We start from the raw sequence: 12,578 nt of genomic DNA on the forward strand, positions 1-12,578 counted from the left end.
GGTCGATTTCTTGCTTATCATAAAGAATCGAGGAAGAGCCATGGATCATAATTTAATTCAGCTCTTTGAGGAAGGGACGGTTGTGCTTCCCAAACGGCTGTTTACGGAAGCGAAACGCCTCGGCATCAGTTTCGTTGAATTTACGTTGATTGGACAACTGTTTGCCTGTCGCGCTGAAGGCATGGAAATGCCCTCGCCGGAAGAGTTAAGTAATCGGCTTGGATTATCCGAGACGGAAACCATCGAGACGACACTGGGTCTCTTGCAAAAAGGATTGCTTGCGATGGAGAACATCGGGGGATCAGAACGGTATTCTTTGGTTCCGTTATATGAAAAACTGATGGCGCCACCTGAACAAGAAGCACCGAACTTTGATACGATCAATCCGTCCGTTTTCCAACACTTTGAGCGAGAACTGGGGATGATGTCACCGTTTCAGATGGAGCAAATCATCCAGTGGTTGACGATTGAGAACATTGCGGAAGAACTTGTTCTCGCGGCCTTGCGGGAAGCGGTCTATCATAACGTCCGGAAGATGACGTATATCAATCAAATTCTGCGGACATGGGAACGCGAAGGGATTAAAACACTGGAAGACTTAGCGACGAGAGGGAGCTGACGGGGATGTTACGCAAAGCAGAGATTGAACGAATTGAATCGACCCTGGAGGAGATGTTTCCGGAAGCTTTCTGCGAACTGGTTCATCAAAATCCGTTTGAGCTTGTCGTTGCGGTTGCCTTAAGTGCACAGGCGACAGACGTCTTAGTCAACAAAGTGACACCGGATTTGTTTGCTGCATTTCCGACACCTGATCGATTAGCCGTTGCACCGGTCGAAGAAATTGAAGCAAAAATCAAGCGGCTTGGTTTGTATCGCAATAAAGCGAAAAACATCAAAGCATTAGCCGGACAGCTGCTTGCATTACACGATGGTGAAGTACCGACCGACCGGGCAGGTCTTGAAGCGCTGCCGGGCGTTGGACGGAAAACAGCGAACGTCGTGTTGTCTGTTGCGTTTGACGTACCGGCGTTCGCCGTCGATACACATGTCGAACGGGTCTCGAAACGGCTGGGCATCTGCCGTTGGAAGGACAACGTCACACAAGTCGAACAGACATTGATGAAACGGTTTAAACGGGAAAGATGGTCGAAATTACACCACCAATTTATTTTTTTCGGCCGCTATCACTGTAAAGCACAACGTCCGAATTGCCTCGAGTGTCCCTTGCTCGACATGTGCCGCGATGGGAAAAAACGGACAAAAGGACTGGTTCCACCTCTTGAGAGCGAATAAGCAAAAGCGTCCCGGCATTCACTGCGGGACGCTTTTTTATGTGTCGATTATCCGTTCCATGGCGTATCGGACCACTCACGCCGTTTTTTCGTAATCGGGACTTTTTTGAAACCCCAGTTCCGGAAGTCTTGATCTGGACTGTCCCGACGAATGTAAATCTTATTTTTAATCGCTTTAAAAATCCGGTTTTCGTCCCCGTAATGGACAAACCGTGGTTTTACCTCAATGACTCCACGACGGACGCGGGAGAGGGGGAGGCAGACAAGGTCGGCAATCTCAAGACCGGATTGGTAGAGATCGCTGTCTTTTTCAGCAAAAATGAAGCCTTTGATTTTTTGGCGGCTCTTCTCAACGTCGAGATGCACCGTACCAGAGTTGAAAATATCGAAAAATGCTTTTTGAATCAGCAGGTTTTGATAATCATCCCGACTTTCAAGGACGACCCGGGCACTTGTCGCTTCCGTTTCTTCTAAGAACGCATAAAATGATTTCATCAGATGGGCAAAAGCGACGACGTAAGGATCTTTTGGCGTTGAGTAAAATTCTTGCAACTTTTGTTTATCAACTTCGACGCTGACGATCGTACAGTCGATATCGACCAAGAAATCCGGCAAGGCGACCCAGAAATGGCGCAACATGTCGATCGTAATACCATCTTCTTTTCCATAAGGATGCTCGGCTTTTAAAATTTCTTTGAGATGAAGCGGGATGTGCGGATCTTCAAATACCGACGACTTGAATTCCATCAATCGTTTACGTAACGGACTCGGTTCCCCCGTTTCATCCGAATCGATGGCATACTTGTATTCCATTAAAACACCCGTCAGATTAAACTGTGTGTTCCCTTTTGGCGTTCCAGTCTCGTCGACGAACATGACGTACTTTTTTGCCGTTGGATTTGTAGCCCTAGGAAATCCTTTGACATCAACGTTTTTCACGTTTTTCGGTTCTCTTTTGTTCAATAGAATCTCCTCCAATTGCACATTTATTGCACACTTTTATTGAAAACGAGCACATCGGCTGCCTCTTTATGCAACTTTACACTGACATGGCTATATAAATCCATGGTTATCGCATAACTTGCATGACCTAATCTTTCCTGGACGACTTTCGGGTGCACGCCTTGTTCGAGCAACAGGGTAGCATGCGTATGGCGTAGATCGTGAATTCGGATCCGTGGTACGCCGGCGAGCTCCGACAGCCAATTGAACGCACGGTGGACAATGCTGGTACTTAGGGTACCACCAAGCGTGTTCAGACAGACATAATCACTGTCATTCCGGTAGCCTTGACTGAGTTGATGCGCAGATTGGAGTCGCTTCATACTTTTCAAGTAGTCCATAGCGGTCTCGTTCAACACGATGAGGCGAGAACGGCCGTTTTTAGGGGCTTTCTCGTTTTCGAAGGCTGAGCGGTTATGGTCCGCAATGGAGCGCTTGACGAGGATCGTCTGTTGCTCAAAATCGATATCAGACCAACGCAAGGTAATGACTTCACCGATGCGCATCCCGGTATGCAAGATCAGGATGATAGGAAGGGCACGCAGTTCCTTTTCATGCGTCTGGATGAATAATTCACATTCTTGTTTCGACCAGACCGTGTGGTTCTTGACGGCCCGACGTCGGTCCTGAGCAAGTCCGTTACTCGGATCTTCCCGCAGGTACTCCATCTCGACCGCATAACGGAAGAAGGCACGAACTTGCTGCATCATCGTATTGTAGCTGTTCGCATTCCATTCCCGCAGCTCGGCATACTTCGTCAAGACATCTGATAGATGATGCGTCCGGACGTTCTCGAGCTTCATCTTCCCCAGTTCGATTTCTAACAGGGCTGATATCTTTCGGCGGTTGTAAAGCGTCGCTTTCGCGAGCTGCGGAGCACGACGTTCGTAATAGACCGCAATCAGATCTGCTACCGTCATCTGAGACTTTTGCCGCTTGATGGACCCGTCCTCGCGTTCCTTGAGTAAGTTGGCCATCCAATACTCCAGTTCCCGTTTCGTATCCGCTCTTTTATACTTCTGGATCCGCTTTCCTCGTTCATCGAATCCAAGACTGATCCTGGCTTCCCATTTACCGGTAGTGGGGTTCTTTTTTATATTCGTCATATAGCTTCCCCTTCCTGCATGACTAAACAGTGTTTTCATCTCTCATCTTACCAAATAATTCGAGATTATCAGATATTTTATACAAGAACAGATACGAAGTGACGATAAAGGGTATATACATTTTATTCCTCTGTATTAGTAAAATGTCACATTTTTTTTATTGTGAAATGTACTAAAACTTTTCGATGAATGATATGATTATGGTGTTGCAAGCATACTTTTATGTATGTTAAAAGGGGGTTATATCTATGTACCAAGTCGAAACTGTGGCTGATTTTTTCTTAAGTAAAGCCGCGATGACACCTAAGAAACTTCAAAAACTTTTATACTATGCGTATTCCTGGCATCTAGTCATCATGAACGAGGATCGCGATGATTTGTCGGAGCGGTTGTTTAAAAACCAAATCCAAGCATGGGTTCACGGACCTGTCGTCCCTGAAATTTACAGTAAGTATAAAGATCGTGGTCGTAACAATATCGATCAAAATGAAACATTTAAAGCCAAGGATGAATTCGACAATGATACATTGGACGTTCTCGAGCAGGTCTGGGAAGTGTATGGTGATTTCAATGGAAATGAACTTGAATCCATTTCTCATCAAGAAGAACCTTGGATTGAAGGACGTGGAGATTGTGGCCCGATTGATATTTGCCGTACAGTTATCAAAGACGAAACCATTTTCGAGACATATGGCGCTCGATTAGAAGGCTAACAGGTATGGCTAAAAGAAAAATTCCTAAACAGTCTTTTAGTGAACCAAAACGCACCGTTCAATCAGATGTCAAACCGTCAGATGCCGATGCCCCTAAATTCATTCTTTCAAATGATAAGTGGATGGATGGCGTCCGAGTTGATCATGAAATGACAACGTGCTTGAAAGATCAAGAGCAGTTCGCCAATAAATCAGCTAACATCATGACGAAATTATTGCCGAAGATGATGCAGGATTGGAGAACGATTTTCAAAAATCCTAATGGACAAAATAAACACTGTCACGAGTTAGAAGGTAAAGCCCTTGAACGCGCGAAAAAAGTGATCGCAGCAATCTATGGTGATCGAGTTGATTATGATTCAGAACATCTTCAAAGGATTTGGCAATTTGGATTTGGTCAAGGTGTAAGATTGGTATGTGGAATCACTGATAGTACAGATGTGTTTCCTCTATTTGTAGACTATCATCATTTGATCAGTCCAGATAAGAACTTCAATCAACAGGATTTCATGCGGTATCGTTATTGTCCAAGACGTCAATCAGAGCATGAGATGGAGTATGAAGAAGTCGCCGTTGCTGAATTATCACCTGAGATTATATCGTTCCAACAAGAAGAACTGTTTGATGCAATTACAGATATGTGTGATTCTTGTTCGGATAAGCTTGGAAAGATAATTAAATGATATTAAAGACGTTACTTTTGTAGCGTCTTTTTTGTACAAAAAAAGCACCGGAGAGGGTGCTTAAATATTAATAAATTTCAAAGTTATTCATACCTAAATCATGAATAACACTTATTAAATAATTACAATCTGCTTGTAGCATCTGTCCTCTACTGGAGCGGGCAGCTAAGTTTCTAACTTTGTATAATATATGTAAAACAAGAGCGCTTGTTTGTATTTTATAAATAAATATGTAAAAAAAAGTATTTTTCATCGGATTTCTATTAACTTTTTGTCATGATAAGCCGATGGGGGATTGATATGTAAAAAAGGTGGGGAATAATATGAAATATATAAACGAAGAGTCAATGCCCGAAAAATGTCCTCCAGCGACTGCTAAAAGTGAAGATGTTGAGAATGTATTTAGATTTTTAGAAGAAGCAGAGCCTCAAGAATTAGACTTTGATAACCACTTAAAAAGAAATTTATTTTATACAAAAGACCGATTATGTGAAGCGATAGCTTTATCATTTTTCACTACTGACAAAAAAGTAGCAGAAATGAGAATTAGGTTTCCAGAAAAATTCGAATCTGCGACAATATTAAAAGGAAATATACGCGAAAATGCGGGAGTACATAAAACTAAAAGGCAACATTTAAATTTATGGGTATTCCATGGAGTAAAAATGTTTGAAGAATTTACAAGAAAAGAGGAAGTGGGGAGATGATAAAAAACTATAGAGAATTTAAAGACTTAAATCCTATAATAATTTTCGAGTATTATGATTTTCCAATGTTTTATGTGGCAGAGTCTTCTAAAAGTGAATTGTATATGCATCACTATGTAAATGAAGTTAAGAGTGGTGTAGATAAATGGTTGGTAGCAAGAATCACAAAAAAAGAATATCGAAAATTAGTTAATCAACAAACGGGCGTTTTAGAGTTTTTAAATAAGCTTAGAACTAACGAACGACTATATCATCTATGCTTTGATATACACGAAGAAAATTTAGAAAAAGAATTGATTACAGAACTGATTACAAAAGCGAACTTTAATCCAAAATCTTTTCCTGGAGAAAATTATTTTGTGGATTATGATTACCTTGAGGATCAACCAATCGAAAAAGTAACCGAAAAAGTGATCAATTTAAAATCTTTTAAATTGGTTCTGAAAGATCGTACGAACAAACATGACATTGAACTAAATTATTTTAACAATGTAATGAAAAAATTTCAAAATTCTTTAGATAGCTTAGCGACGCATAATATCAATAAGTTGATTGACCAAAAAAATGATCAATCGATTCATCTGAACTTACTTGCGCTTGAAGCTTCTTCGTTTGGAGTCACTATGATGATTGATCCCAACAACATAGACATATTCAATACTTCTGAAGAAGCAGTTCTTGATTTTATGCATTTAATTGATGACGTTTCGAATGGAACAACTCAGGATATTAATGATCAAATATATATTGACGAGTCATACTCTGTTGAGACGGTAAAACACGTTAAGACTTTCTTAAAAACGATATCAGATAAAAAGTACTCATTCATAGTCGAAGCTAAAGATGAGCAGAACAAAGTGTTCAAAGACGTTTCGTTTAGAGAAGATGCGTATCAAAATATTGAGATCTTGGATAAAATTTTGGAAGAACAAAGTAGCGAAGTGACTGAAACGTTTTCTATTAGTGGAAATTTAACGATGGTAAGCATGCAACGGAACATTTTTAGAATTGAAGACGTTAAATCTGATGACAAAGAAATTATAGTAGAACCTACTATTACAGGTAAGATTTCCAAAGAAGTCATAAAAAGAATAAATGATAGTAATTTGAAATTTTATGTTCCAAGTAAAATTTCCGCAACAATAGAAAGAAAGACAATTACTGATTACGTTAAAGATGAACACTCAAATAAAAGTACATTAATTGAATACGAACAGACTGAAGAGATTGCTCAAGATATTAGTGTATTAAAAAATTAATTGTAATATAAAAAGACTTGGAGAATTAGAGTAAATCTAATCAAGCGAGTCTTTTTTTCTACAAGTGATGGTTACTATTTCATGAAACTACAAATATCAAAGTTAACATGCACATCGTTAAATTAATTTATACTAAATGTGTAGCGTGAACTTAATTGGACTATATAAAAAAGAGGTGAAGAACATGGGAAGAAAACACCGTAGAGAGAAGATTCCTGCTCCCCTAAGAAGACAAATTAGAACTGAAGCTGGCTTTGGTTGTGTTTTTTGTGGAATGCCAATTATCGAATACCATCATATTATTCCTCATGCTATTGTACAGAAACATGAAGCTGAAAATTTGGTGGCTTTATGTGGAAATCATCATAATAGTTTTCATAACAAATTGATACCTGAAGAAGAAGTTTATTATCGAAAAAAAAATCCATTTAACCTGTCTCAAGATGAGATTAAGGGAAATTTTTGGTTGGGGAGTTATGAATCGCTCAAATTAGAATTAGGTTCTTGTACGTTCATTGATACACCCAAAATTTTCGTCGTGAATGACTTCCCTTTGATTGAAATTAAAAAAGACGAATTTGGAAGACCCTTGTTGAACGTTAAATTTTTTGATGAAAAAGATGTGCTAATAGCAGAAATTGTTGATAACGAATGGATTGTAAAAAGGAAGACGGATAAGGTTTGGGATTTGCAGTGGAGCCAAGGAGAGTTAAAAATCAATTCAGCTTCAAGAAAAATTCACCTGACTTTTGTAGTGGACGCAATTAAAAATACAGTCGAACTCAAAGCGGATCTGTATTATAAAAACGTTCTAATTAAAATGGGTTATCGGATTAGGGAGTTGAAAGAGTGTTAAAACTCTCCCGACTCCATAATCCGAACCAAAGTTGAAATGTCTGCTCCAAGCGGTACTTCGACAGGTACATCAGCTAAATAATCAGGGACATTCCATGAGCCGTAATTGCCAAGTGCATGACCGAATACACCACTCATATCGGAACGCTTCGAGTAACGTGTTTTGTGCTCCTTTCTGAATCCTTCTGTAAAGAGTATTTTCGCTCTCAAGGCTTCAAAGGAATAACCACGACCCATACGATTCACTTGGCGTATAAGGCTATTCAGACCTTCCGTATATGCGTTTGTGAGTTTAGGGCTATCAAAGTATGCGAAGAACTCTTCCTCCCAGTTCTCGGAGGCTGTGAGTATCTCCTGGAAGTGTGGTTTGAGTTCTTTTGGTATCTTCTGTTTCCAAGAATGGAATCTGTGATAGGCTTCGACTCGCTTGTCCAAGTCCCAGATGTCGAATAGCTCTTCTTTCAGCTCATAGGCTTCTGCTAACATCGGGAAGTTCATGGTCCACGTCTCCAACAAGAAGATGTCTTGCGGTGTCAGGTCACGCTTACGGGACAAGAGCACCCATCTATCACGCATGAGCTGTCTACGCTGTTTGGTTGGCAAGTCCTTTTTGTGGCTACGTCTAAACTTCTCAAGAGCCTCGTTCGCCTTTTTGACAACGTGAAACTTGTCGATGACGATAGTTGCCTGTGGAAGCACTTGATTAACTGCTGTGCGGTATGGATTCCACATATCAATTGTGACGTACTCGATACGCTCTCTATCAGGCAGAGAAGCCAAATAAGGAGTAACCGTACCCAACTCACGATTACGCAATATATCTACGACTGTGCGGTGTTTGATGTTCGTGACGACAAAGCGAGGCTTCTTGAGAATATGAATCTCATCCAAGCCTAACCATTTCGGAGTCTCGAATTGCGTCTCAGCTTCAAGCTCCGTCACATAGTCCCTGAAGATGTTACGAACGGTCTTCTCATCAATGCCGATTTCTTCAGCGATACTGGTGAACGTGCGTTTGAGCGATGCGTTCCGAATGTAATGTACAAGTCGAGAGGTCATGAAGCGTACATCGTCCATGTCGGGTAACTCTTCCCAAAACGTGTAATTGCACTGCTTACAGCGGTATCTTCTGCGGTCAACGGTGATGCCGACACGCTTATTGTGCATGGTGGTGTCCATGTAGAGTTGTTTCTTCCGCCCGTAATTATAGAAGTCGGGATAACAGCCCATAGGACAAGCAGGTGGAGACGAGATCGTCTCCACCAGGTAATTGTAATTCGATTCATCTTCTTGCCAGTCCTTGATTCGATACATTGTCAGGTTTAAGTGATTGTTCATGTAGTTCATTGCCCTTCTTGTTTGAGTAGTTCAGCTATCTTACGCTTACCAGCCTCGTTGTACTGGAAGGAGCTGACTTGTTTATCGGAGTGACGGGACTTATCCAGCACCCAAATTCCGTATTCTTCGGTCTTGATGTCGTATTTGTTGGCAAGACGACCCACCTTGTTTGCTGAAACGCCCAATGATGCCCCAATTTCGCCCGCTGTGTATGTTTTGGTTATCTGTGGCTTCGGAAGCATCGGAGCGTCTGAAATCAGCTCTGTAGCGTTCCCTATGAGCACTTGGACTTGTTCCTTCGGCAGAATGTCCTTGAACTTGTCTGCGACACTCACGAGCAGGCGTGCCTGACGTGTCTTAGCGTTGCGAAGGCGGGCTTCGGTCTCCATTCTGCGGTTGTTGTCAATATCAGTCGGTACCACTTTGGTATCTACTGAAGGAATGATTTGCGATTCTCCTTTGCGAAGGCTTTCCAGTACGTCATATACAAAGTCGAAGAACGCATCCGCTTTCGCTTGTTTACTCCATCGGCAGATTTCATAAATGCCTTTAGCTGAGTAAACTACTGTGCTGTACTGTTTGTTGTCAGTACCCCTCAGTTTGAGGGTAACTGAAAATCTATCTAATCTATCACTGTGTTTTGCGTGAAGGTTATCAATAGCCTTTTGTGGATTGGCATATTCAAGTGCTTCACCGATTTGTTTTCGTGTCATATAGACTTCGTTGTTGTCACCATAGAAGTCACACTGCATCGAACCGAAAGGGGCTGATTTTACGAGTGCAAGGTTACTCATTGTTTTCCCTCCTTGAACATGCCAGTCTGTGCCATCATCTCTGGATAAGCAGACCATTCAGCGGTCGCAATCCCGAAGATTTTTTGCGAAATCTCGACCGAAGCGTTCAATAACGTTTCACACTGTTCAGCAGTCGGGACTGGTGCACGATACAACACTTTGCAGTTTTCAAGGACAGTACCATCAGTCAATACAATCTTCTCAATGAAGCCTAAGTTCATGTCTAAACGAATCAAATCTACTTTCGACATATTAATTCCTCCTGTTATACCCTTGCCGATAGGAGGACATCCCTTGTATAATAAAGGAGCAACCTCTTCGGAGGGTTGTTGATTTTTAGGGAAGTCGAATCTCTTAGCGGGGGTCATCGGCTTCCTTTTTTGCGTTTACTTGGACTTTTCCAAGTCCTTTTGAATGAGTGACACAACGTAATCTTTCAGTGAAACTCCCTCTTGAGCAATCTTAATTTTGATTGCTTTATGAAGGTCTTCTGAAATTCTTACTGTGATTGTCTTTTCACTAATATTAACCACCTCCTTGTTAATATTTGTAGTATATACTGCAATACTGCAATTAGTCAACAGGTAAGTTGATATTCTTTTCCAAATACAAAAAGACTACCAGCAATGGCAGTCTTCAACTCAATAATCCGTTTTTGATAGTAGTGAACAGATTCATATTTATTTTAGTTTTCAACCGTATAATCCGAATACCCATTAAAATCAATGCTCAATCAATTGAGGCTACAATAAAAGGCCGAGATGCTATTAAAAATAAGGATCAATTGGCGGTCTTTAAAGGAATAACTGTCGAAAGCTGTGGAGCTGGAATTGGTATACAAGTTTAGTAATTTTACTTTTATAGACGTTGCCGGCAGCAACGTCTATTTTTATTTATGAATTGAGTTATTATTTCGTCGGAATCTCGACAGTATATTGTTCAGCCAAAGGTTCAAAGTTTGCGTCACTTGGACCTTCTACGATGTACTTGATCTGCGTAATCTCTTTTGGTTCTGACTCAGCCAAGAAGACGACCTCGCCTGATTTCTTAACTTTTCCGATGAAATCACCACCGACTTGGTCAACGAACATCAGTTCAGATTCAATCTGTTCACCTGTGTTCGTCGTCAATGTCGCTTGATCGGGATAGAAACTGACCGTGTCGTCGCTCGTATTCTCGACGTCCACACCTAAGACGATTAGAGTAACCTCTTCTTTGTCTTCGAACATACCACGTGAAGCCTCATCAATCATCAATCGAGAAGTCTTTACAGTGTTGATTTTAAAGTTCATTGGTCCGAGTTTCGTTGTTATGCCCAAATCGTCCTTCTTGTACTGGATTTTCTCCATGCCGAAGTCCGATTTCTCGGTATTCGGATCAGTCGCTTCCTCTTTCTTCTCAGGCTCTTTAGCTGCAGTTTCCTGAGTTTCCTCTCCTTTGACTTCTGTCGTTTTTTCTTCACTGGTATCAGTAGTAGTTTCCCCACAACCAGCGAGTAGGAGGGCCGCCGTCAATGATGTGCCAACAATTAGTCGTTTCATTCTAAATTACCTCCTTAAATTTACATCACCTTCATTTTACCAATTTTAAAGGGCATAAAAAAACCCTTCTTTCAAGAAAAAGGGAAGATATACGAACTACCGTCCGACAGGTTTCGACAATTCTAATCCAAGTAAATAAAAAAGTGTTCGACAAAAATCTGTATTAGTCACGTTTCACTATTTTGAAAAACAGATTTCTTAATAGAGAAGGAATGTCATAAATTGTCGAATCGTTGAGATTGTAAAGAACAGGGTGATACTTGAAAATAAGGTTTGCATGAGGCATACTAAAAATATTAATAGGAACGTTAGTTCGTAATAGGAGGGCGCTAAGGTTGATCGAACGGCAATTAAAAGAGATGACGTTAGTAATGCATGGTACTCGAACAGAAGTGACCGCATTTTGGAACGAAGAACAAAATAAGTACTTGGTGTTCCCGAATAAAGATATTGAAGAGATAATTAATTTAAAAAAATATGCAAAAAAGCCCCAGCAATCATCGTGATGTTGGGGTTATTTTTCTTCGATTTTCGCTAACTTGTATTGTTCATCCATATACTTAATTACATTCTCTAAACGTTCTTGGGGAAGTTCTTTTAATTTTTCCTCACTAAAAAACGAACCGATAAACTCGTATTTTTTTAAAGCTTCTCTCAAATATTCATCGTGCGTTGATTGTGGGTCTTCGACAAGACCGAGTAAATAATCAGTAGACACGTTAAAAAGTTCAGCCATCATGATTATCATTTCTGGGTCGGGTTGCTTTTTCCCATTTTCAATACGAGACATCGTGCTTGTATTTGTTTTTAAGAGTCGAGCCATCTCATCTTGTTGTATTCCGCGTTTTATTCTGCATTCTTTAAGTCGCTCACTCCGGAATCGTTTTTCCATCATCATCAACTCCATATCATCCCCACCTTAAAGTTTATACTTTTTCTAAAACAGAAAAAATAAAATTGCTGAAATAGCAACAATAGTTCTTTACAATTGCTGAAATAGCAATTATAGTTAAGTTGTAGACATGCTAAAACAGAAAGGAGAGACGATGATGACGATTTCGGAGCAACCCAGAATTGACCCATCTTTGCTGAAAAAAGCAAGGGAAGAAAAAAAGATGATGCTAAGAGAAGTTTCTAAAAAACTTGGATTTAAAAGCGAATCTATGCTTTCAAAACGAGAAAATGGAATCTATAAATTTTCCATAGAAGAGTTATTTTTCTTAGCGAAATTATATGATCAACCGATCGAAAATTTTTTTATGGATGACTTGCTAAAATAGCAATAAAA

17 protein-coding genes are annotated in these 12,578 nt (G+C 40.4%); 9 read left to right on the plus strand and 8 right to left on the minus strand.

All coding sequences use genetic code 11. The annotated features are described in order from the left end of the window. Positions 1-40: 40 nt before the first annotated feature. Both KNP87_RS02335 and nth read left to right on the plus strand, forming a co-directional pair. A complete protein-coding gene (locus KNP87_RS02335; protein WP_026832725.1) occupies positions 41-619 on the plus strand; it encodes a DnaD domain-containing protein in 579 nt (192 codons plus the stop codon). A gap of 5 nt (positions 620-624) precedes the next feature. Further along, a complete protein-coding gene (gene nth, locus KNP87_RS02340; RefSeq protein ID WP_214720674.1) occupies positions 625-1,293 on the plus strand; it encodes an endonuclease III in 669 nt (222 codons plus the stop codon). Positions 1,294-1,340: 47 nt separating this feature from the next. Here the strand turns inward: nth and KNP87_RS02345 are convergent, their stop codons facing one another. Next, positions 1,341-2,255 (minus strand): DUF3800 domain-containing protein, encoded by a 915-nt coding sequence (locus tag KNP87_RS02345; protein ID WP_214720675.1) that lies wholly within the window; start codon positions 2,253-2,255, stop codon positions 1,341-1,343. A gap of 23 nt (positions 2,256-2,278) precedes the next feature. Then, a complete protein-coding gene (locus KNP87_RS02350; RefSeq protein ID WP_214720676.1) occupies positions 2,279-3,400 on the minus strand; it encodes a site-specific integrase in 1,122 nt (373 codons plus the stop codon). Between the two features lie 248 nt (positions 3,401-3,648). Between KNP87_RS02350 and KNP87_RS02355 the strand changes: the two genes are divergently transcribed. From KNP87_RS02355 to KNP87_RS02375, 5 genes are all read left to right on the plus strand, one after another. After that, a complete protein-coding gene (locus tag KNP87_RS02355; RefSeq protein ID WP_214720677.1) occupies positions 3,649-4,113 on the plus strand; it encodes a Panacea domain-containing protein in 465 nt (154 codons plus the stop codon). Positions 4,114-4,118: 5 nt separating this feature from the next. Further along, positions 4,119-4,796, plus strand: a complete 678-nt coding sequence (locus tag KNP87_RS02360; RefSeq protein ID WP_214720678.1) for a hypothetical protein — start codon at positions 4,119-4,121, stop codon at positions 4,794-4,796. 323 nt (positions 4,797-5,119) lie between these two features. Continuing rightward, a complete protein-coding gene (locus KNP87_RS02365) occupies positions 5,120-5,503 on the plus strand; it encodes a hypothetical protein (RefSeq protein ID WP_214720679.1) in 384 nt (127 codons plus the stop codon). Beyond that, positions 5,500-6,762, plus strand: a complete 1,263-nt coding sequence (locus KNP87_RS02370; RefSeq protein WP_214720680.1) for a hypothetical protein — start codon at positions 5,500-5,502, stop codon at positions 6,760-6,762. The genes KNP87_RS02365 and KNP87_RS02370 overlap by 4 nt, the downstream gene beginning before the upstream one ends. A gap of 184 nt (positions 6,763-6,946) precedes the next feature. Next, positions 6,947-7,618 carry an HNH endonuclease gene (locus KNP87_RS02375; protein WP_214720681.1) on the plus strand — a complete coding sequence of 224 codons (672 nt, stop codon included), beginning with the start codon at positions 6,947-6,949 and terminating at the stop codon, positions 7,616-7,618. Here KNP87_RS02375 and KNP87_RS02380 read toward each other — a convergent pair. The 5 genes from KNP87_RS02380 to KNP87_RS02400 form a co-directional block, all read right to left on the minus strand. Next, positions 7,615-8,955, minus strand: coding sequence for an ISL3 family transposase (locus KNP87_RS02380; protein WP_214720682.1), 1,341 nt, complete (start codon positions 8,953-8,955; stop codon positions 7,615-7,617). The two genes, KNP87_RS02375 and KNP87_RS02380, sit on opposite strands and share 4 nt — an antisense overlap. 5 nt (positions 8,956-8,960) lie before the next feature. Beyond that, positions 8,961-9,749 carry a BRO family protein gene (locus KNP87_RS02385; RefSeq protein WP_214720683.1) on the minus strand — a complete coding sequence of 263 codons (789 nt, stop codon included), beginning with the start codon at positions 9,747-9,749 and terminating at the stop codon, positions 8,961-8,963. Then, complete coding sequence (locus tag KNP87_RS02390) at positions 9,746-10,000, minus strand: hypothetical protein (RefSeq protein WP_214720684.1); 255 nt, start codon at positions 9,998-10,000, stop codon at positions 9,746-9,748. Before KNP87_RS02390 ends, KNP87_RS02385 begins: the two co-directional genes overlap by 4 nt. A 135-nt stretch (positions 10,001-10,135) precedes the next feature. After that, on the minus strand, positions 10,136-10,282 hold the full coding sequence (locus KNP87_RS17365; protein WP_214720685.1) for a toxin-antitoxin system HicB family antitoxin: 147 nt from the start codon (positions 10,280-10,282) through the stop codon (positions 10,136-10,138). Between the two features lie 375 nt (positions 10,283-10,657). Continuing rightward, positions 10,658-11,290 (minus strand): hypothetical protein, encoded by a 633-nt coding sequence (locus tag KNP87_RS02400; protein ID WP_214720686.1) that lies wholly within the window; start codon positions 11,288-11,290, stop codon positions 10,658-10,660. A gap of 335 nt (positions 11,291-11,625) precedes the next feature. Between KNP87_RS02400 and KNP87_RS02405 the strand changes: the two genes are divergently transcribed. Next, entirely contained in the window at positions 11,626-11,796 is a 171-nt protein-coding gene (locus KNP87_RS02405) for a hypothetical protein (RefSeq protein WP_214720687.1), read from the plus strand. An 8-nt stretch (positions 11,797-11,804) separates the two neighbouring features. Here KNP87_RS02405 and KNP87_RS02410 read toward each other — a convergent pair whose 3' ends face one another. After that, positions 11,805-12,197, minus strand: coding sequence for a helix-turn-helix domain-containing protein (locus tag KNP87_RS02410; protein ID WP_214720688.1), 393 nt, complete (start codon positions 12,195-12,197; stop codon positions 11,805-11,807). A gap of 142 nt (positions 12,198-12,339) precedes the next feature. On the opposite strand from KNP87_RS02410, the gene KNP87_RS02415 reads away from it, so the two are divergent. Beyond that, positions 12,340-12,570, plus strand: a complete 231-nt coding sequence (locus KNP87_RS02415; protein WP_214720689.1) for a helix-turn-helix domain-containing protein — start codon at positions 12,340-12,342, stop codon at positions 12,568-12,570. Positions 12,571-12,578: the final 8 nt, after the last annotated feature.

Origin of the sequence: Exiguobacterium sp. s192 (assembly GCF_018618795.1) — a bacterium.
Classification (GTDB): domain Bacteria; phylum Bacillota; class Bacilli; order Exiguobacteriales; family Exiguobacteriaceae; genus Exiguobacterium_A; species Exiguobacterium_A undae.